19 protein-coding genes and 2 pseudogenes are annotated in these 19711 nt (G+C 65.2%); 11 read left to right on the plus strand and 10 right to left on the minus strand.

The features are described 5' to 3' along the window. The first annotated feature begins 84 nt into the window (after nt 1-84). The 6 genes from G6N08_RS03380 to G6N08_RS03405 are packed head-to-tail and all read left to right on the plus strand — an operon-like array spanning nt 85 to nt 7095. Nucleotides 85-1998 (plus strand): propionyl-CoA synthetase, encoded by a 1914-nt coding sequence (locus G6N08_RS03380; protein WP_163754298.1) that lies wholly within the window; start codon nt 85-87, stop codon nt 1996-1998. 44 nt (nt 1999-2042) lie between these two features. Beyond that, a complete protein-coding gene (locus G6N08_RS03385; protein ID WP_163754300.1) occupies nt 2043-2471 on the plus strand; it encodes a diol dehydratase small subunit in 429 nt (142 codons plus the stop codon). A gap of 14 nt (nt 2472-2485) precedes the next feature. After that, nucleotides 2486-4210 (plus strand): propanediol/glycerol family dehydratase large subunit, encoded by a 1725-nt coding sequence (locus G6N08_RS03390; protein WP_163754302.1) that lies wholly within the window; start codon nt 2486-2488, stop codon nt 4208-4210. A gap of 21 nt (nt 4211-4231) precedes the next feature. Beyond that, nucleotides 4232-4822 (plus strand): propanediol/glycerol family dehydratase medium subunit, encoded by a 591-nt coding sequence (locus G6N08_RS03395; protein ID WP_163754304.1) that lies wholly within the window; start codon nt 4232-4234, stop codon nt 4820-4822. 7 nt (nt 4823-4829) lie between these two features. Then, nucleotides 4830-6731: a diol dehydratase reactivase subunit alpha gene (locus G6N08_RS03400; protein WP_163754306.1), complete on the plus strand. Its 1902-nt coding sequence runs from the start codon at nt 4830-4832 to the stop codon at nt 6729-6731. Next, a complete protein-coding gene (locus G6N08_RS03405; RefSeq protein ID WP_246216592.1) occupies nt 6724-7095 on the plus strand; it encodes a glycerol dehydratase reactivase beta/small subunit family protein in 372 nt (123 codons plus the stop codon). Before G6N08_RS03400 ends, G6N08_RS03405 begins: the two co-directional genes overlap by 8 nt. Before the next feature lie 37 nt (nt 7096-7132). On the opposite strand, the gene G6N08_RS03410 is transcribed toward G6N08_RS03405, so the two are convergent. The 7 genes and pseudogenes from G6N08_RS03410 to G6N08_RS03435 form a co-directional block, all read right to left on the minus strand. Beyond that, nucleotides 7133-8563, minus strand: a complete 1431-nt coding sequence (locus tag G6N08_RS03410; protein ID WP_163754309.1) for a PPE family protein — start codon at nt 8561-8563, stop codon at nt 7133-7135. Between the two features lie 221 nt (nt 8564-8784). Continuing rightward, nucleotides 8785-10155: a PPE family protein gene (locus tag G6N08_RS20990; RefSeq protein ID WP_163756617.1), complete on the minus strand. Its 1371-nt coding sequence runs from the start codon at nt 10153-10155 to the stop codon at nt 8785-8787. Nucleotides 10156-10160: 5 nt separating this feature from the next. Then, complete coding sequence (locus G6N08_RS21485) at nt 10161-10625, minus strand: PPE family protein, SVP subgroup (protein WP_503826679.1); 465 nt, start codon at nt 10623-10625, stop codon at nt 10161-10163. A 286-nt stretch (nt 10626-10911) separates the two neighbouring features. Continuing rightward, a pseudogene (locus G6N08_RS21405) lies at nt 10912-11529 on the minus strand (PPE family protein); the annotation flags it as partial. A 276-nt stretch (nt 11530-11805) separates the two neighbouring features. Then, the gene (locus G6N08_RS03425; RefSeq protein WP_163754316.1) at nt 11806-12090 is read right to left on the minus strand and encodes a WXG100 family type VII secretion target; all 285 of its coding nucleotides are present in this window, start codon (nt 12088-12090) and stop codon (nt 11806-11808) included. A gap of 30 nt (nt 12091-12120) precedes the next feature. Then, complete coding sequence (locus tag G6N08_RS03430; RefSeq protein ID WP_163754319.1) at nt 12121-12417, minus strand: WXG100 family type VII secretion target; 297 nt, start codon at nt 12415-12417, stop codon at nt 12121-12123. Between the two features lie 110 nt (nt 12418-12527). Further along, complete coding sequence (locus tag G6N08_RS03435) at nt 12528-12827, minus strand: PE family protein (protein ID WP_163756619.1); 300 nt, start codon at nt 12825-12827, stop codon at nt 12528-12530. A 529-nt stretch (nt 12828-13356) separates the two neighbouring features. Between G6N08_RS03435 and G6N08_RS21000 the strand changes: the two genes are divergently transcribed. The 4 genes from G6N08_RS21000 (at nt 13357) to G6N08_RS21005 (ending at nt 16865) form a co-directional block, all read left to right on the plus strand. Next, nucleotides 13357-13482: a hypothetical protein gene (locus tag G6N08_RS21000; protein ID WP_281352683.1), complete on the plus strand. Its 126-nt coding sequence runs from the start codon at nt 13357-13359 to the stop codon at nt 13480-13482. 279 nt (nt 13483-13761) lie between these two features. Further along, a complete protein-coding gene (locus G6N08_RS03440) occupies nt 13762-14061 on the plus strand; it encodes a PE family protein (protein ID WP_163754322.1) in 300 nt (99 codons plus the stop codon). 13 nt (nt 14062-14074) lie between these two features. After that, nucleotides 14075-15442: a PPE family protein gene (locus tag G6N08_RS03445; RefSeq protein ID WP_163754325.1), complete on the plus strand. Its 1368-nt coding sequence runs from the start codon at nt 14075-14077 to the stop codon at nt 15440-15442. 88 nt (nt 15443-15530) lie between these two features. Beyond that, complete coding sequence (locus G6N08_RS21005; protein ID WP_163754328.1) at nt 15531-16865, plus strand: PPE family protein; 1335 nt, start codon at nt 15531-15533, stop codon at nt 16863-16865. 387 nt (nt 16866-17252) lie between these two features. On the opposite strand, the pseudogene G6N08_RS20215 reads toward G6N08_RS21005, so the two are convergent. Further along, nucleotides 17253-17363, minus strand: a pseudogene (locus G6N08_RS20215) (transposase); the annotation flags it as partial. A gap of 461 nt (nt 17364-17824) precedes the next feature. Continuing rightward, nucleotides 17825-18139 (minus strand): DUF4229 domain-containing protein, encoded by a 315-nt coding sequence (locus tag G6N08_RS03455; protein ID WP_246216593.1) that lies wholly within the window; start codon nt 18137-18139, stop codon nt 17825-17827. 47 nt (nt 18140-18186) lie between these two features. On the opposite strand from G6N08_RS03455, the gene G6N08_RS03460 reads away from it, so the two are divergent. Then, nucleotides 18187-18348 carry a hypothetical protein gene (locus G6N08_RS03460; protein WP_163754331.1) on the plus strand — a complete coding sequence of 54 codons (162 nt, stop codon included), beginning with the start codon at nt 18187-18189 and terminating at the stop codon, nt 18346-18348. A gap of 20 nt (nt 18349-18368) precedes the next feature. Here the strand turns inward: G6N08_RS03460 and G6N08_RS03465 are convergent, their stop codons facing one another. Further along, nucleotides 18369-19655, minus strand: a complete 1287-nt coding sequence (locus tag G6N08_RS03465) for a MinD/ParA family ATP-binding protein (RefSeq protein WP_163754334.1) — start codon at nt 19653-19655, stop codon at nt 18369-18371. Between the last annotated feature and the right edge of the window lie 56 nt (nt 19656-19711).

Genomic DNA, 19711 nt, shown 5'->3' on the forward strand with positions numbered 1-19711 from the left:
CATCACCGACGATGTCGACTCAGATGCTACTGCCAAGTCCCGCGTCAATCAGAGCACAGGGAAATGCACTGAAAGGTGGGTCCGTTGGGTGCTTATGCCGACGAGTACGCGCGCAGTCTGGCTGACCCGGATGGCTTCTGGTTGAAGGCCGCGCGTGCGATCGATTGGACCCGAATGCCACGCCGCGCACTTGATCGTTCGCGGGCGCCGTTCTACCGGTGGTTTCCCGACGGGAAACTCAACACCTGCTATAACGCATTGGACCGGCACGTCGCCGCGGGGCACGGCGATCGCATCGCTTTACTCTATGACTCGCCGGTCACCGGTACGAAGCAACGCTATTCCTACGCCGAAATCACCGATGAAGTGGCGCGCTTCGCAGGGCTGCTGGTGGATCTGGGCGTCGGCAAGGGTGACCGGGTGGTGATCTACATGCCGATGGTGCCGCACGCGGTGGTGGCGATGTTGGCCTGTGCTCGGATCGGGGCTATCCACTCGGTGGTATTCGGGGGTTTTGCGCCGAAGGAACTCGCCGCACGGATCGCCGACGCACGGCCCAAGGTGCTGGTGTGCGCATCCTGCGGCATCGAGCCGTCCCGGGTCGTGGAGTACAAGCCGGTCGTGGACGAAGCCATCCTGGCGATCGCACCGGACTGTCGCCCAGAACATGTGGTGGTTGTGCAACGGCCGCAAGCCCCAGCGACGATGACGGCGAACGACGTGGACTGGAGCCAGTCGATTTCACAAACCCGCCCGGTGGGTTGCGTGGACGTGGCGGCCACCGACGAGCTCTATGTGCTGTACACCTCTGGCACGACCGGCAGACCCAAAGGCGTGGTCCGCGATAATGGCGGCTATGCGGTAGCCCTGGCCTGGTCGATGGCCAACATCTATGACATCGGGCCCGGTGACGTGTGGTGGACGGCGTCTGACGTCGGTTGGGTGGTGGGCCACTCCTATATCGTGTACGCGCCGCTGTTGGTGGGGGCGACCACGGTGCTGTTCGAGGGTAAACCGGTCGGCACTCCCGACGCTGGCGCGTTTTGGCGGGTCATTTCCGAGTACCAGGTGAAGGCGCTCTTCACCGCGCCGACCGCGCTGCGGGCCATCAAACGGGACGACCCGCACATGGCCGAAGCCGCCAAATATGACCTGTCACGTTTCCAGACGCTCTTCACAGCGGGGGAACGATTGGACCCGCAGACGTATCAGTGGGCCACCGACCGGCTAGGTGTACCGGTGGTCGACAACTGGTGGCAAACCGAAACCGGGTGGCCGATTGCGGCGAACCCCCGCGGGCTGGAGCCGCTGCCGATCAAGCCTGGCTCGCCGACCGTCCCGATGCCCGGTTATGACGTGCGGGTGCTCGATGAGCAGAACACTGAGGTGCCCAGCGGAACCCACGGCTCGATCTGCGTCAAGCTGCCCATGCCCCCGGGGACATTGACGACGTTGTGGGGCGATGACGAGCGGTACCGCGCCTCCTATCTTGCGCAGCACCCCGGTTACTATCTGACCGGAGACGGTGGCTATCTGGACGCTGACGGCTACCTTTACGTCATGGGCCGAACCGATGACATCATCAACGTGGCCGGCCACCGATTTTCCACCGGCGCTTTGGAAGCGGTGCTTGCTGCGCACCCCGCAGTTGCAGAATGCGTTGTCATCGGTGTGCGGGACGCGATCAAAGGGCAAGTGCCGCATGGCCTTGTGGTACTCAAATCCGGAGTCGAAACCACCGACCCGGAGAAGTTGCGGGCCGAGCTGATCGCTGCGGTTCGGCACGAGATCGGCGCGGTCACGTCGTTTCAGCAGGTGTCTGTCGTCGAAGGGCTTCCGAAAACCCGCTCCGGCAAGATTCTGCGCAAGCTGATTCGCGCTATCGCCGACGGCAGGGATGAGCCGGTGCCTGCCACGATCGAAGACCCTGCGGTGCTGGAACGGCTGCGTCCGGTGCTGCAACCATCGACGGGTACCGCGCCACGACCGTGTGCATAACCTTCGTCCGCTGACAACCATCCACACGACGACGGGAGTAGCCGATGACTCACCCCAAACTCGATCCGGTTCACGACTATCCATTAAGTGTCAAACGTCCGGAGCTGCTGTACACCTCGACCGGAAAGCACGTTGCGGACCTCACCATGGACAAAGTCACCGCTGGTGAGATCACTCCGGAAGACTTGCGGATCGCACCGGAAACTCTACGGCTGCAAGCTCAAATCGCGGAGCGGGTGGGGCGTCCCCAGCTGGGGGCGAACCTGCGCCGGGCCGCCGAGATGACCGCGATCTCCGACACCCGTGTCTTAGAAATTTATAACGCCCTTCGGCCACGGGCCGCCACTAAAGAAGAGCTGCTTGAGATCGCGGACGAGCTTGAAACAACCTATGCTGCAACCCGTTTGGGCGCCCTGGTTCGCGAAGCAGCGGAGGTCTACGAGCAACGCGATCTTCTTGCGACCGCCGAGTGAGCGAGGAAATGATCATGACTGCGTCGGCTAATTCCGCGGACGTGACGCAGAAAGCGCCGCAGCGCCGGTCGTTGCGCACCGAGGTCCTCGAAGCACGCCCGGTCAATCTCGACGGGTTCGTCGAGGAGTGGCCAGAGGTTGGCATGGTGGCCATGGACAGTGCCTTCGATCCGCAGCCGAGCGTGCGGGTGGAGGACGGCGTGATCATCGAGATGGACGGAAAAGAGCGTGCTGATTTTGACTTCATCGACCAGTTCATCGCTGACAACGCCATCGACGCGAGCACCGCAGCGTCATCTATGCGGCTGACGGCGCCCGAGATCGGCCGCATGATCGTCGATCCGAATGTGTCGAGGTCTGAGGTCCTGGAGATAACGAGAGGGCTCACACCGGCCAAACTCCTCGAAGTGGCCAAGACCCTGAACATCGTCGAGATCATGATGGGCATCCAGAAGATGCGGGCCCGTCGCACACCGGCGAATCAGGCCCACTGCACGAGTGGGCGCGATAACCCGCTGCAGGTTGCCTGCGAGGCGGCGGAGGCTGTGCTGCGAGGGTTCTCGGAGTTGGAGACCACACTCGGTGTTGTCCGTTACGCGCCTTTGGTAGCGATTGCACTGCAGATCGGTAGCCAAGTCGGCGCGGGCGGCGCCTTGACTCAATGCGCCCTCGAAGAGGCCACGGAGCTGGATTTGGGCATGCGCGGCATCACCTCCTACGCGGAAACGATCTCCGTCTATGGAACCGAGACGGTATTCGTCGAGGGCGGTGACACCCCGTGGTCCAAGGCGTTCCTGGCTTCCGCCTATGCTTCCCGCGGTATCAAGATGCGCTTCACCTCCGGCACCGGGTCCGAGGTGCAAATGGGCAACGCCGAGGGCAAATCCATGCTGTACCTCGAGATCCGCTGCATCATGGTGGCCAAAGGAGCTGGGGTGCAGGGACTGCAGAACGGGTCGATCTCCTGCATCGGGGTGGTCGGTGCAGTGCCCGCCGGGATTCGGGCCGTCGCCGCGGAGAACCTCATTGCCTCGCTCCTGGACCTCGAGTGCGCGTCCGGCAACGACCAGTCGTTCTCGCATTCTCCGATGCGGCGGGTGGCGCGGTTGCTGCCGCAACTCATGCCCGGAACTGATTTTGTCTGTTCCGGCTATTCGGCTGTGCCCAACTACGACAACATGTTTGCCGGATCGAACATGGAATCCGACGACTACGACGATTTCAACACGATCCAGCGTGACATGCAGATCGACGGCGGTCTGCGGCATGTGGGCGAGGATGACATCATCGAGGTCCGGATGCGCGCCGCGCGGGCGCTGCAGGCCGTGTTCGACTACTTGAACCTGCCTCCGATCACTGACGCGGAGATCACCGCAGCGGTGTATGCCAACGGCAGCAACGACTTGATTCCCCGTGATGTGCTCGAGGACCTCAAGGCCGCCAAACAGGTGATAGACCGCAATATCACCGGCCTCGACCTGGTGAAGGCGCTTGAGGCCACCGGATTTCATGAAGTGGCCGAGAACCTTTTGACCGTGCTGCGTCAGCGTGTCTCAGGTGACCTGCTGCAGACGTCGGCAATCCTCGATGACGACCTCAAGCCGCTTTCGGCGATCAACGACTGCAACGACTACGCGGGGCCCGGCACCGGTTACCGACCCTCCGGCGCCCGGTGGGAGCAGATGAAACGACTACGGCATGTGACCAGCGCATCCAATCCGGAGCAGGAACTCCCGTAAAACGTGGGCAGGAAGGACGCCATGACCGCAAGCGCAGGTGCTTCCGAGCGCCTGCTCACACTCGAGGAGCTAGGCCCGGCCGCTCCGGGAACGAGACCCGACGAGGTGGTGGTCGCGGTGTCTCCGGGGTTCGCGACCGTCTTCACGAAGACCATCACCGACCTGCCGCACGTCGACGTGATCCGGCAGGTGTTGGCCGGCATCGAGGAGCAGGGCGCACCCGTCCGGATCATCCGCGTGCGCCACAGCTCGGACCTGGCGACGGTGGCGCACACCGCGGCGCGGTTGAGCGGTTCAGGGATAGGTGTCGGGATCCTGTCGCGCGGCACCACGATGATTCACCAGCGCGACCTGCCTAGACTGTCAAGCCTGGAGTTGTTCCCGCAGTCGCCTCTGATGCGTCTGGAAACCTACCGGCGCATCGGCAGCAACGCTGCCCAGTACGCCAAAGGCGGGTCGCCGTCCCCGGTCCCGTCGATGAACGATCCGATGGCGCGGCCGCGTTTTCAGGCGAAGGCTGCACTGTTGCACATCAAGGAAACCGAGCAGGTGGTGCCCAAGGCCAAGCCGGTTGAGGTCGTCGTCCGCATCACTGGTGCACCGGGTGCATAAGGACCGGATGCAGGCGGGGCGAGCCGGGGGCTGCGTCGTGGGTGTGGACATCGGAAACTCCACCACCGAGGCGTGTGTCGCTCGCGTCGGCCGTGACGGCGGTGTCGAATTTCTCGGCAGCGCGCTGACCCCGACGACCGGCGTCAAGGGAACGACCGCTAACTCCGCGGGCGTGGTGGCGGCGGTACGCGCCGCGCTGGGTGCCGCGCGCACAGCCCTGGCCGAGGTGACGGCAGTGCTGGTCAACGAGGCGACGCCGGTGATCAGCGGCTTGGCTATGGAGACGATCACCGAGACGATCATCACCGAGTCGACGATGATCGGGCATGATCCGCGGACTCCCGCCGGTGTGGGACTCGGGGTTGGTGTGACCACCCTTATCGATGCCCTCGACGGTGTGCACGAGGGTGCTCCCATTGTCGTTGTGGTGCCCTCGGGATGGGATTTCGAAGACGCTGCAACGGCAATTCGCGAGTGTCAAAAGCGCGGGGTGGATGTGCGCGCCGCGATCGTCAGCAATGACGACGCTGTGTTGATCGTCAACCGGCTCGCGCACCCCATCCCGGTTGTCGACGAGGTGTCGCGTATCGACGCGGTGCCACTCGGCATGGTCGCAGCCGTCGAGGTGGCTGAGTCGGGCCGCACCATCCGCACCCTGTCCAATGTGTACGGTCTCGCAACGGTTTTCGGTCTGGACGCGGAGCAGACACGCATGGTCTCGCCGGTGGCGCGGGCACTTTCCGGGAGCCGCTCGGCGGTGGTCGTACGCACTCCGGGAGGAGAAGTGCGTGCCCGGAGCATTCCCGCCGGGTCGCTCGAGTTGTTCGGTGCCAGCCGGCGCGCCCGTGTCGCGGTCTCGCAAGGAGCCGAAGCGATCATGGCGGAAGTTGGGCGAGTGCAGCCGCTCGATGACGTTGTCGGTGAGCCCGGCACCTGTGTGGGCGGGATGATCTCGACCGTGCGAGAACGGATGGCTGAACTGTCGGGACAATCGCCTGACAACATCCGCATCCGTGATCTGCTCGCGGTGGACACGGTCATCCCGCAACAGGTCCGTGGCGGGCTGGCCGGCGAGGTGGCACTCGAAAACGCGGTGGGGCTCGCGGCGATGGTGCGCACCAACGAGAGCGGCATGCGCTTGGTCGCCGACGCCGTCGAGCGCGACCTGGTGGCTCTGGGCGCCGCGAGCGTGCGCACGATCATCGGTGGGGTTGAGGCGGAGGTGGCGATCCGCGGCGCGCTGACCACACCCGGCACCGACATCCCGCTGGCGGTGCTGGACCTGGGCGGGGGATCCACGGATGCCGCGTTCGTCGGCAGCGACGGGTCGATTCGCACCGTGCACATGGCCGGAGCGGGCGATCTGGTCACCAAGCTGATCGACACCGAGCTGGGTTTGGACAGCCTCGAAGTGGCAGAGGAGATCAAGCGGTGCCCCCTGGCGAAGGTCGAGAGCTTCTACCATGTGCGGCTGGAGGATGGCACGACGCAGTTCTTCAAAGACTCGTTGCCGACAGACACTTTCGCGCGGGTGGTAACGCTCGGCGAGACGGGCCCGTCACCGATTCCCGGCGCGCACAGTCTGGAGCAGGTGCGCGAAGTCCGCCGCTCGGCGAAACGACGAGTCTTCGAGGTCAACGCGCTGCGCGCGTTGGCGGCGATCGCGCCGGGCGGCGATTTACGGCGCATCGATTTCGTCGTGTTACTCGGCGGCAGCGCGCTCGACTTCGAGATCCCGGCGATGATCACCGACGCACTCGCGCCGTACGGAATCGTCTGCGGCACCGGCAATGTGCGTGGGACCGAAGGACCACGCAACGCGGTGGCCACCGGTTTGGTGGCCGGATATGCAGAACCCGATGCCGGTCCTCGGTCTGGTGTCGCGGGGCGGGTGAGCGCTCGTGGGTAAAAAAGCGCCGCCCGAGATGCCCACCATCGTGGTGATAAACCGGGGCGCTGCGCTGATACTGCGGGAGGTGGCTGCCGGGATCGAAGAAGAGGGCGTGCCGTGCGCGATATGCGATGCCGCGGTGGACGTGGCGGGCGCCGTGGCGCTCGCGTACTGCGCTGCTCGCCTGTCGCGCCTGCAGGTGGGGGTGGGCATCGACGAGGATGGGCTGGTCTGCGTGCACCATGTCAAACGGCCGGCAGCGGAGCCGGTCGCGGTCTCGGTGGTGGGCAGCGACCTCTCGGTGGCCCGGCGGCTGGGTCACAATGCGGCGCGCGTTGTGGTGGGGGTTCCGTTGAAAGCTGACTCGTCTGCGACCCAGTGAAGTAACCGGTCCTCAGATACCGGCACCCGGCGCTGAGCTATTTCAGCATTTGTTTATTCTGCGCTTGCTTGATCATAAAGACGGCGACGCGTTTGAGCAGGTCGCGCTTTTTGGTCAAGGTGGTGAGTTCTTTGCGCAGCTGCTCAAGCTCGGCACGTTCGCGCTCGCCCAAACTGCCCGGAGTGTTTCGCGCGCGGTGTTGGGGTTGAGCCGGGCGGCCGGCGGGGTGTCCGTGCACGTTCGGTCCCACAGCCCACGGCGGGAGCACCTTGCTGCGCAGACACCGCGGATGAGTCCCGGCGCTGGTCTTCGGTGTGTTGACCACGCTGCCCACTGGGCCATTTATCGGGGGCATCACACCACATGGAGTGGCCGCCGAACCCGCCGCCGCGGCCTCTGGCGCAGCGTTGAGACTGCTCATCGGCACAGCGGTGGAGGCCAGCCGGATCTCCGGAGCTGCGGTACCCCACGCCGGTGGCACGGATAGTCCACCTACCGAGGATGCCTGGCCGAAACCGGCCGATACGCCAACTTTGGCCAGGGTCGCCGAGCCCGTGGCAGCCGCTGCCGGAGCAGAAGACCCGACCAGGGTGCCTCCCAGTCCGCCGGTGAGACCAGAACCCACCGCAGACGCCTGCGATGCTGACAATGCCGCCACCAGAGGGCCTTCCGCCGTCGCGACCATCGGGAAAATGATGAATAATGTTCCGGTAGCAGAGAATTCGGATCCCGGCGACAACAGCGCGAAACCGGTGAAAGAATTGTACAGCGTTTCCAGCGAGTCAATTGTGCTTGAGATACCGCTGAGAAATGACCCCGAGGAGAGCTGACTTAGTATGTTGGGCACGCTCAACCCGCTCGCCGGGGTGGCGTTAGCGCTGACCGCAGCTGTCGCATTGCTCACCGTGGCGGCCTGGGCGGGCATGCCGGCCGGGTTGGTGTTGTGGGGTGTCGGGGTGAACGGGGTCAACCTCGTCGCTGCCGCGGACGCGCCGGCATACCCATACATCGCGGCGGCGTCCTGGGCCCACATCTCGGCGTATTGGGCCTCGGTTGCCGCGATCGCCGGGGTGTTTTGCCCAAGAAAATTGGTGGCCACCAGCGCCGCCAGCAGTGCTCTGTTGGCCGCAATCACCGCGGGCGGAACGGTGGCCGCGAAGGCTGCCTCGTAGGCGGCGGCCGCCGACCTGATCTGGTTGGCGGTCTGCTCGGCCTGGGTGGCGGTGGTGCTCATCCAGCTCGAATATGGTGCTGCCGCGGTGCTCATGGCGATCGACGACGGCCCCAGCCACCGGTTTTCCGTCAGCTCAGAGACCACTCCCTGGTAGGAGGCGGCTGCCGAACTCAACTCCGCCGCCACCCCGTCCCAGGCCGCCGCGGCCGCCATCAGCGGCCCCGAACCTGCGCCTGCATACATGCGGCCCGAGTTGACCTCCGGAGGCAATGCGCCGAAATCAAACGCGATCATCGGCTCGCTCCCGTGATCAAAGGGGCACCCGCGGCGCGCGCGCTCACCCGTGTGCGGCGCCGGTTCACGCGCTGATTGACCGCAATTGCCATACGGTCACACCGCTCATGGAAAAGCATTCGCGGTTGAGATACCTTCCACCACATCGTGTAGCCTCCCAAACCCCGGAGATGTTAAATATCGCCAGGTATGCGGTCTTATGGCAGGAAGCGGGGAAATTGTTATTTCCCGGCTTCCTCGAGCAAGAAAGCTGCCGTCTGTTTAAGTACGTCGCGTTCGTTGCTCAAATCGGCCAGCTCTCCGCGCAGTTGGTCAAGCAAATCTTGACCAGATACTGTGGCGATTTCTTTGTCGAATGTGCCGTGTTGTGGGGGCGTTGCGCGGCTGCGGGTATGCGCGGCGGCGCCGCGTTTTCCGCCGTCTTGCTGACCAAGCACCTTGCTGCGCAATCCCCGTGAATAGGAGTCGTTGCCCCGGGGGGCGTTGACCACGCTGGCCATCGGCGGCAGACCGCCGAAAAAGCCTCCCGGCGCGCCCACCCCGGCGGCCGGCGCAGCATCGGCACCGGACAACGGCACGGCCGCGGACGCCAGCCGAATCGCCGGAGACGCCGTACCCCACGACGGCGGCACCGACAACCCCCCCACCAGCTCTGCTTCCCCCAAACCCGCTGAGACCCCGCCCAAACCCGCCGCACCGGCCGGCGCGGACGAACCCGCCAAAGTCCCCAACCCGGCCCCCAGCTCCGGGGTCACCGCGGACACCGGCGTCGCCGACAGCGCTGCGACCAACGGGCCCAACGATGTCGCGATCATCGGGAAAATCAGGTACAGCACGCCGGATGCAATGAAGCTGACGCCCACTTCGCCTAATGCGAAACCGCCGAACGAGTTGTACAGCGTTTCCAGCGGGTCGATGATGTTGCTTGACACCGCACTGGCCAGTGGCCCCGAGGACAGTTGATTCAGCAGATTGGGCACGCTGGACAGGGTTGACTGGACGGTGTTTGCGGTGGCGGATGCCGCGGCGTGGGCGGTCGCGGCCGATTGGGCGGCCGTGCCGGCCGGGTTGGTGGTGTGCGGCGCCGGGGTGAACGGGGTCACCTTGGTCGCAGCCGCCGAAGCACCCGCATAGCCGAACATCGCCGCGGCGTCTTGGGCCCACATCTCCGAGTACTGGGCCTCGGTGGCCGCGATCGCCGCGGTGTTCTGCCCGATAACGTTGGTGGCCACCAGATTCGCCAGCAACGCCCGGTTGGCTTCGATCACCGGCGGCGGCACCATCGCCGCAAAAGCCGCCTCATAAGCCGCAGCCGCCGACCTGATCTGGTTGGCGGTCTGCTCAGCCTGGGCGGCGGTAGCACCCATCCACGCCGCAAACGACGCCGCCGCGGTGCTCATCGACATCGACGACGGACCCAGCCACATATCGTCGGTCAGCTCAGCGATCACCCCCCGATAAGAAGTTGCCGCCGAACTCAACTCCGCCGCCACCCCATCCCAGGCCGCCGCGGCCGCCATCAGCGGCCCCGAACCCGCCCCCGTATACATCCGAGCGGAATTAATCTCCGGTGGCAACGCCGCAAAATCCAGCGCGGTCATCGGATCGCCTCCCTGATCAAGCGGGCCGCCGCGTCACGCTCCATCGCCACTTCGGCGATCTGTCTGCGCAGCTGCTCGAGCTCGGCGGCTTCATCCGGGCTCAACGCGCATTCGTCATTGCGGGCCCGGGATCGCGCCCGCTCCGGACGGCTGCGGGTGTGCGCGGCGGCGCCGCGTTTTCCGCCGTCTTGCTGACCAAGCACCTTGCTGCGCAATCCCCGTGAATAGGAGTCGTTGCCCCGGGGGGCGTTGACCACGCTGGCCATCGGCGGCAGACCGCCGAAAAAGCCTCCCGGCGCGCCCACCCCGGCGGCCGGCGCAGCATCGGCACCGGACAACGGCACGGCCGCGGACGCCAGCCGAATCGCCGGAGACGCCGTACCCCACGACGGCGGCACCGACAACCCCCACCAGCTCTGCTTCCCCCAAACCCGCTGAGACCCCGCCCAAACCCGCCGCACCGGCCGGCGCGGACGAACCCGCCAAAGTCCCCAACCCGGCCCCCAGCTCCGGGGTCACCGCACCAGCTGCCGCTGCCGCCTTCGGCAGTGCCAGCGCCATGAGCGGGAATTCCTGGGCCAGAAGGCCGCCCGTCAGATACGCGGAGGACGCGTACACCAGAGCGTATTCGCCGCTACTTCCGGAGAGGCCGTCAAGCGTCGAGAATGGCGGGCTACTAAAAACCTTGGCCAGGGTCGCCAACGGGTTGAACGATGTTGATCCCGACGCCAGGCCGTGCAAGGTGTTGGGCACGCTGGACAGGGTTGACTGGACGGTGTTTGCGGTGGCGGATGCCGCGGCGTGGGCGGTCGCGGCCGATTGGGCGGCCGTGCCGGCCGGGTTGGTGGTGTGCGGCGCCGGGGTGAACGGGGTCACCTTGGTCGCAGCCGCCGAAGCACCCGCATAGCCGAACATCGCCGCGGCGTCTTGGGCCCACATCTCCGAGTACTGGGCCTCGGTGGCCGCGATCGCCGCGGTGTTCTGCCCGATAACGTTGGTGGCCACCAGATTCGCCAGCAACGCCCGGTTGGCTTCGATCACCGGCGGCGGCACCATCGCCGCAAAAGCCGCCTCATAAGCCGCAGCCGCCGACCTGATCTGGTTGGCGGTCTGCTCAGCCTGGGCGGCGGTAGCACCCATCCACGCCGCAAACGACGCCGCCGCGGTGCTCATCGACATCGACGACGGACCCAGCCACATATCGTCGGTCAGCTCAGCGATCACCCCCCGATAAGAAGTTGCCGCCGAACTCAACTCCGCCGCCACCCCATCCCAGGCCGCCGCGGCCGCCATCAGCGGCCCCGAACCCGCCCCCGTATACATCCGAGCGGAATTAATCTCCGGTGGCAACGCCGCAAAATCCACTGCTAAACCCTCCTCACAGGCCGGCTGCGGCGTTTGGGGGGCTACCCCGCGGTATAAAATGCGCAGCCGATTTGCACCAAAACCTCTGTTATCGGCCCGGACTCCCCGACTGAGTGTTTACCAGGCGATGTCGTTTCCCTTCGTGGTCAGTCGCTGTCACACGAACACTTTCAGGGCCTGATCATCGCCACACGTGGGCTGGACAGTATTTGCGCCGCTGTGATTTACGACGACCGTATATCAGGGCCGTTTGTCGTCTTCTGTGGCGCGCTGACGTTAGACCCAGCTGGAGCCGACAGCCGCATCAGTGTCCGCCATGTTCGAACCAGCAGTTTGTACCTTTGACCCATGTGCGTTGGCCTGCTCATAAATCACCTGGAAATTACGCCCCAATTCGGTGATAAATTCCTGACAGGCCGCCGAACCGGAACCGCCCCAAAAGTCCCCGGCAGCGAGTACATCACGCACGATAGCCTGGTGCTCAGCCTCCAAAGCCATCGCCTGGGCGCGGATCGTAGCGCCGTGGGCGTCGACATCGCCGAATTGGTAAGTAATGGACATAACAGTGTTCTCCTTATCCGTAGATTACAATTAGCTGGACAAAAGCTGCTGGGAGGCTTGCTCCTGGAGCTCATAGTTGTTGGCGTCGCGCAACAATCCGTCTCGCACACCGTGGAGCATGTTCACGATGTTGCGAAACGCCTGGTTAATCTGGCCCATAGTGTCGTGCGAAGTGACCTGCGCGGTCCCGCTCCAGCCGTTGCCGGCGATGTTTTGCGAGGAGGCCCACATTTTGCGGGCTTCGTCCTCAACTGTTTGCGCATGCATGTCGAAACGGCCCGCCATCGCTCGCATCTGGTGCGGGTCAGTCATAAATCGTGCAGTCATTTCAATCGCTCCTTACTGGAAAAATTTTGGCAGGAATAGCTCTGGTCAAGCTCACGTGGGTTGTCGATGGTATGCAGGTGATCATCGGCACCGAGGTGACGTTTTTACCCTCAACCGACTGCGGAGGCGTTGGCAGCTTCGACCGCCGCATAAGAGAGCCCGCTGGTGCCGAGCGTATTGACGAACATTTCGTGAATCGCCGCGGCCTGAGCGCTGATCGCTTGATACATTTGGGCGTGCGCAACAAACTGGGCGGCGGTTAACACCGACACCTCATCAGCTGCCGCAGGAGCAATGCTCGTTGTGGGGGCTGCCGCAGCCGCGTTCTGGGAGCTCACCGCAGAACCGATAGCACTCAAATTGCCGGCTGCGGTTGACAACGCTTCGGGCTGGGTAGTCACAAACATTATGTTCAACTCCATTCTCTGGGTGTTGCTGACTACTGCATGCGGAGCAGCCGAAGAGTACCTGGATAGCAGGTGTGATCTGCGTCTCAAATTGAGAACACTCGGTCCTTCTGTGAACCGCTCCGGCGTGTTCGAAGTGCCCATTTCTGGGAAAGGATGGGGGTGTCGGGTCGTTGGTCAGCAGGAGCACAACCCGGTCCATGCGGTTGGCCGCGCGGCGGTGCGCTGGGACAACTCTTGTCACGAATCATTCTGGGCCACAGTTAAAGTCGAGTTCGACGACACGTACATTTGCCGCGGACTCAAACCACCGCCAAACCCGTTGCGGGCGAATGGATCAAGCGAGGCGATAACCGAGACCGGCGTCACGCGACCATCGCTGTGAAGAAGGCGGTCGACGTCGAAGACCGGCTGATTCCGAGGGCACGAGCCGCCCGGCCGTCGTCCCTTAAAAGAGATCAAACCGCCTCGGCCTGATCACGTATGCGATGGTGGCCTGACGGCCGCACCGCATTGTCGGCAGGGAGTGGCAATGACCCGTGCCGGTGCGGAGGCGGTAGGGAACCACACCGTTCTCGGCGCGCTAAGTCTCGACGTCCGGTCGGCGGCCCCCGGCCCACCACCGCAGGCGCGGCACGACGTCGTGGCGGCAGCCTGATCGAGGTCTGCGCCGGAACCGGCCGAAGCGCACGCGCGGCGGGTCTCGGTACACGGCGACGGCCGGCTGACGCAACGGGGAAAGCTCGCCCGTGAGGACCGTTCCGGACGGTTCGGGCACCAGCCACGTGAACCCGAGCGCGCGTTGCGATAGCCGCGACTATTTGATAATGATATTCATTATCATTAGCTCTCGCAGATGGTCCTCTCAGGGTGTGATCGGCGCGGAGCGACATGCATCCCGCGAGAGGCCCGTCTGTTCGAACGCGAAAGGGGTGCCATGTCTTTTGTCACTGTGCAATCGGAGATGCTGGAGGCGGCTGCGGAGCATTTGGCCGGCACCGGTTCGGCGGTGGCGACCCAAAACACAGCGGCTGCGGCCCCGACGACCGGGGTGATCCCGGCCGCCGCCGATCCGGTGTCGGTGCTGACCGCGGCCCAGTTCGCCGCCTACGGACAGCTCTACCAGTGGATCAGCTCGCAGGCCGACGAGATTTTCTCGCTGTTCGTCAACACCGTGCGGACCAGCGCCGGCTCCTACGCGTTAACCGAAGCGGCCAACGCTGTGGTCGCCGGTTAGTTCGGATGTGGTGATGTCCGGGGTGGGTTTCGATTTCGGGATGTTGCCTCCGGAGGTCAACTCCGGACTGATGTATACCGGTGCGGGTCCGCAGTCACTGATGGCGGCCGCGGCAGCGTGGGCTGATCTGGCCCGGGAGCTGGAGTCGGCTGCCGACGTCTGCGCGGGGGTGGTGTCCAGGCTGGCCGGCAACGAGTGGCAGGGCCCCGCGGCGGCGTCGATGGCCGCTGCGGCCATCCCCTACACATCGTGGCTGCACACCACCGCCGCCCACGCCGCCCAAGCCGCCGACCACGCCACCGCCGCCGTCACTGCATACGAAAACGCGTTCGCGGCCACGGTGCCACCGGCGGTGGTGGCCGCCAACCGGGCCCAGCTGGCGGCCCTGGTCGCCACCAACGTGCTGGGCCATAACACCGCGGCGATCGCAGCCACCGAAGCCCACTACGCCGAAATGTGGGCCCAAGACGCCGCCGCCATGTACGGCTACGCCGCCCAGTCAGCGGCCGCGGCCCGGCTGACCCCTCTGACCACCCCCCCGACCGTCACCACCGACACCGGGCCGGCCCACCAAGCCGCGGCAACCACCCACGCCGCCGCCGCCGGCACCACCCCCGCCACCCTGTCCCAACTACTGTCCAGCCTGCCCACCACCTTGAGTGCACTGGCCACCGCAACAACCAGCACCACCGGATCCACCACATCACCACTGAGCGCCCTCGTGAATTCGCTGGGACTCAACATCTTCAGCCCCGGCTCGGGAACGAGCACCACGGGACTGGCTGGGTTGATCAATCTGGTGTCAGGCTCCGTTCCGAACCCGGTCGCCAATGTGATGAACTCGAGCTGGTTCAGCAACGCGATCTTCGCCGGGTATCCCTTCAACCCGGAGTATTTCCTTCCCAGCATCGGAGATCTATTCGCGCTCGGCACCATCACCGGGCGGAGCCTAAGCCACCTGCCGGCGGCTTCTGGTGTTGGCACTTTAGGCCCGATCGCGTCGGAAACCGGCAGCTTCAGCCCGGCTCTGGGCGGGCCGGGCGCGCTGGTCGGGAACCCTACCGCCGACGCCGAGGTCAGCGCCAGCGTTGGCAAAGCCACCCTGGTCGGGGCGCTCTCGGCGCCACGCAGCTGGACCAGAGCCGCTCCGGCGGCAGGGATTCGCCTCGCCGCCGCGGTAGCGAACCCGTCCGCGTCGATGCCAGGTGTCGCCATCGGGCCGATGGGATTACCCGCCATGTCGATGCCGGGTGCGGCGCGCGGCAACAGCCTTTCTGCCCCCCAGTACGGTCCTGCCCCGCGGTATGGCTTTCGCCTCACCGTGCTGCCTCCCGCGCCAACCGGGGACTCACCCGTACACAACGAGGGGTTTAGCAAGTGAGCACACGGGCCCTCCCGAGTATGGTGAGCCAGCCTCAGCGGACGGTAGCAGGCGTCCTGTTCGGCCACGCAGTTCCGGCGGTGTGGTGATGTCCGGGGTGGGTTTCGATTTCGGGATGTTGCCTCCGGAGGTCAACTCCGGACTGATGTATACCGGTGCGGGTCCGCAGTCACTGATGGCGGCCGCGGCAGCGTGGGCTGATCTGGCCCGGGAGCTGGAGTCGGCTGCCGACGTCTGCGCGGGGGTGGTGTCCAGGCTGGCCGGCAACGAGTGGCAGGGCCCCGCGGCGGCGTCGATGGCCGCTGCGGCCATCCCCTACACATCGTGGCTGCACACCACCGCCGCCCACGCCGCCCAAGCCGCCGACCACGCCACCGCCGCCGTCACTGCATACGAAAACGCGTTCGCTGCCACGGTGCCACCGGCGGTGGTGGCCGCCAACCGGGCCCAGCTGGCGGCCCTGGTCGCCACCAACGTGCTGGGCCATAACACCGCGGCGATCGCAGCCACCGAAGCCCACTACGCCGAAATGTGGGCCCAAGACGCCGCCGCCATGTACGGCTACGCCGCCCAGTCAGCGGCCGCGGCCCGGCTGACCCCTCTGACCACCCCCCCGACCGTCACCACCGACACCGGGCCGGCCCACCAAGCCGCGGCAACCACCCACGCCGCCGCCGCCGGCACCACCCCCGCCACCCTGTCCCAACTACTGTCCAGCCTGCCCACCACCTTGAGTGCACTGGCCACCGCAACAACCAGCACCACCGGATCCACCACATCACCACTGAGCGCCCTCGTGAATTCGCTGGGACTCAACATCTTCAGCCCGGCTAACGCCACTGGCGGCACCGGGCTCGCCGGATTCTTGAACAATGTCGTCGCCGGGCAGAACAACTCAGCGGTCTCGGACTTTTTGAATTCGAACTGGATGGGCTCGTTATTGTCCAACGGGGCGTTTACCCCGGAGATTCTCCTCGCCGACTTCCACGCGTTCGACTTCCTGGTGATCTACGCGGTTCAGGACTTCGTGCAGAGCACCCTGATGAACTCGGGGGCAGTCGATCCCTCGATCCTCGGTCAAATGGCGAACTTGTCAGCTGCACACGCCTTCGGGCCGACAGCCGCGCAACCCGGCAGCAACGCAATCCTCGCCGGCGCTCGCGCCGCCATCGGTCGCGCCGATCTCGTCGGGCCACTGTCGGTACCGCCCAGCTGGACCACCACTGCCCCCCTGGCGCAGACCACGAATTCCCCCGTCACCGCGCAAGCCACTACCCACCTGCCCACTCCTCTTTTCAGCACAGCCATGCCCCGCCGCCCCGCGCACATGGTCCATAAAACCGGAAATTATGAGCCCACCTCTAGCTCGACCCGCGACCTGCCCACCAGGGCTCTGACCGCCCGCACACCAGCTGGCGGATAGAGCTGAAAACACCGGATGCTCCGAGACATTGTCGACCCCCGCCGGCAGATGGGACTGCCCGGTACTCGGTGTCAGCGGCCGTTTGCGGATTTTTTGGTCAGTTGTGCGGCTGGTATCCGAGCCGACCGTGCTCGCCAGGGCGTTAAGCGACGGCGTCCAGCCCCCATGGTCTGCCCGGTGTCCATGGGTTCGGGGGACCGGTGACCAGCTAGCACGTCTTGGCGGGCGATCTGCTGTCGGTGTGCTCGCACCGGCCGTCGGCAGTTTTTGTGCGTGAGACTCGCAATTTTGTTGGTAGACAAAACCACTCGATAGATGTCGATATGGTAGTCGTCTCACAACCGTGTGATCGCCAAAAGAAGATGTGCTTGACGCAACCGGTTTCCGGTCGGTCAGCACCGCTATCCAGAACTTGACCGACTCCTCGTCGCCGTCGCCGGTTCACCTCCCAAGGATGTCCTTATTGCCGTCAAGGTCCACACCGATCGCGGCGTGGACCAGCCCGGTCGCGGACCCGCCGGTTTCATCTGCTCACGCACGTCCAGAGGGCCGGTGATCAGCCACGAATCTGGTTGATGCACTGCGCCTTTGCCTTGGACCGCCGACCGACGAGCAACCTCAAGACAACAGACTGACTCCACGCACGCCGACACTCGTTGCGGCCCTTCATCGGCTGGGCCTGCCGCGAGTATTACGGACCGCGCCACTGCCGAAAGACGATCCCGCACAGTCACATGCAGCCGCGAATGAGTCTGCGGGTTGCACCGTCTCGGGGCCACGCTGGGACAACTGCTTTGACCATCACCGCCGTGACGACTACTCGGCGACGTGCCGCCAGCCGAACTGCTGACCGCCCATTACGCCCAGTACCGCAGCTGCAGGCCGAACCCTCAAATCCGGACCTCGCCAGACTCACCGAGCGCTTCACCTCTGCTCATTGTCGAGGTTTTGCGAGTACGTCACTTCTCGTCACGCGGTGTCTCACCGCGCAGGCGAGCCCGCAGCTGCTCGCGATCTCGACGCCGACGTTCCCCGACGGCCGCGAGCCCCGCCGTGGCGCGGCGCCGCAGCGGACCCAGCGCCCAGATGCCGAGCGGCATCCCGATCACCAGAGCGAACAAAACCGCGACGACCAACGGGAATTCGCTCACCCCGAGCAGCCGGGCCACCCCGTAGATCGCCGCGCTGAGTGCGACCACCAAGAACAGCCGCGCCGATGCGTACACCAGCACGTCAACGACCACGCGGACTCCGGACCCCTGAGCTTGCGGCACAGTATGAGCGTAGGGGGGCGGGTATATTCGATCCAAGGAGGTGTCGCGTGCTCTACCTGCTCCTCGTCGTGGTGTTGGGGACACTGGTCTATATCGGCTGGCGGGCGGCCCGGTCACAGGCCGACCGGCCCAAGACGCGCGTGATCGGGCCCGACGACGATCCTGAGTTTCTGTGGCGGTTAGGCCGCGGCGACAATAACCAGCGTTAGATCACGCTGGGTCGCGGGGTTTAGATGAAGTGTTCGTGGGCGCGGCGTAAATCGCTCGGAAAGCCCTCGGCGACAACGGCGGCCAGTTCGATGAGCGCTTCGCGGGTCTCTCGTTTCAACCGCTCCAGGCTGATCTCGGCGCCTTCTTCCAGATGGGGGTCGAACGGCACTAACCGCACCGCTCGGCAGCGCCGCGAGAAGTGGTCGACCACCTTCTGCATGTCGACCTTGCCGGAACGCGGCCGCACCGCGTTGATCACCGCGATCGAGTTGCGCACCTGTTCCTCGTGGCCGTGCGCATCGAGCCAGTCCAAGGTCGCTGACGCGCTGCGCGCGCCGTCGATCGACGCCGAACTGATGACAATGAGCACATCCGCCTTTTCCAGGACCGCCGACATCGCCGAGTGCAGCAACCCGGTGCCACAGTCGGTGAGCACCAAACCGTAGAACCGCTCCAGGATCTCCAGGGTCCGGCGATAGTCATCGGCGCTGAATGCCTCCGAAACCGCCGGATCACTTTCCGACGCCAACACTTCCAGCCTGCTGGGCCCCTGACTGGTGTAGCTGCGGACATCGCTGTATCGCTGGATCCCTTCGGCGTCCCGCAGCAGATGCCGCACGGTAGCGGGAGTCTCCAACGGCACCTTCTGGCTCAGCGTCCCGCGGTCGGGGTTAGCGTCGACCGCCACTACCCGGTCACCCCGGATCGAGGCGAAGGTGGCCCCCAGGCAGGCGGTGATCGTGGTCTTGCCGACCCCGCCCTTCAATGACAGCAGTGCGATCTTGTAGCAGCCGCGCAACGGCCGGTTGGCTTGTACGACCAGGTCGTTGTAGCGGGTAACACGCGGGCTTTCACCCAGGTTGATCAGGTGACCCGACAGCAGGTAAAGCCAGCGCCGCCAGCCCTCCGAGGGCGGCGGTTTGACCTGGCGCAACAGCGTGCTGGTGGACAGCTCCGGATACGGTGTGGGTGGCATGGGCGCCTGCTGATAGCGCGCCTCGGTGGGCAGCTCGGGGGGCCGGCCACCGTAATAGGGGTATGCCGGATTGTCGACGAACTGCGGAATGCCCTTAGCCGGTGTGGCCGCCCACGCGCGCGGCTCCGCGCGCGTGGGCGGGGGCGGCACGCCACGCGTCTGGGTATCGGCGAAGCGCCGCTGGGTGCGGAACCCCGTGAAAGCTTTGGTCTCCGCTTCGCTGGTTGAGGAATCAGGCTTGCTGGGGGGCCGCTGCGGTGGCAGTTCGGTAGTCGGATGATCGTCGCGACCTCCAGGCGCGCCACTGGCCTGCGTCGGATGGTCAGACACGTGTACTTCCCCTCACTGCAGTACCCGGCCGCATTTGCCGAACAGCCCTGTCACGA

This window comes from Mycobacterium botniense, assembly GCF_010723305.1.
GTDB classification, from domain to species: Bacteria; Actinomycetota; Actinomycetes; order Mycobacteriales; family Mycobacteriaceae; genus Mycobacterium; species Mycobacterium botniense.

Coding starts and splice junctions, on each gene's coding strand:
- G6N08_RS03400 (WP_163754306.1), top strand. CDS start 4,830: ATGCAGGCGGGGCGAGCCGGGGGCTGCGTCGTGGGTGTGGACATCGGA.
- G6N08_RS03390 (WP_163754302.1), top strand. CDS start 2,486: ATGACTGCGTCGGCTAATTCCGCGGACGTGACGCAGAAAGCGCCGCAG.
- G6N08_RS03440 (WP_163754322.1), top strand. CDS start 13,762: ATGTCTTTTGTCACTGTGCAATCGGAGATGCTGGAGGCGGCTGCGGAG.
- G6N08_RS03410 (WP_163754309.1), bottom strand. CDS start 8,563: ATGATCGCGTTTGATTTCGGCGCATTGCCTCCGGAGGTCAACTCGGGC.
- G6N08_RS21005 (WP_163754328.1), top strand. CDS start 15,531: ATGTCCGGGGTGGGTTTCGATTTCGGGATGTTGCCTCCGGAGGTCAAC.
- G6N08_RS03445 (WP_163754325.1), top strand. CDS start 14,075: ATGTCCGGGGTGGGTTTCGATTTCGGGATGTTGCCTCCGGAGGTCAAC.
- G6N08_RS03425 (WP_163754316.1), bottom strand. CDS start 12,090: ATGTCCATTACTTACCAATTCGGCGATGTCGACGCCCACGGCGCTACG.
- G6N08_RS03430 (WP_163754319.1), bottom strand. CDS start 12,417: ATGACTGCACGATTTATGACTGACCCGCACCAGATGCGAGCGATGGCG.
- G6N08_RS21000 (WP_281352683.1), top strand. CDS start 13,357: ATGACCCGTGCCGGTGCGGAGGCGGTAGGGAACCACACCGTTCTCGGC.
- G6N08_RS03395 (WP_163754304.1), top strand. CDS start 4,232: ATGACCGCAAGCGCAGGTGCTTCCGAGCGCCTGCTCACACTCGAGGAG.
- G6N08_RS03385 (WP_163754300.1), top strand. CDS start 2,043: ATGACTCACCCCAAACTCGATCCGGTTCACGACTATCCATTAAGTGTC.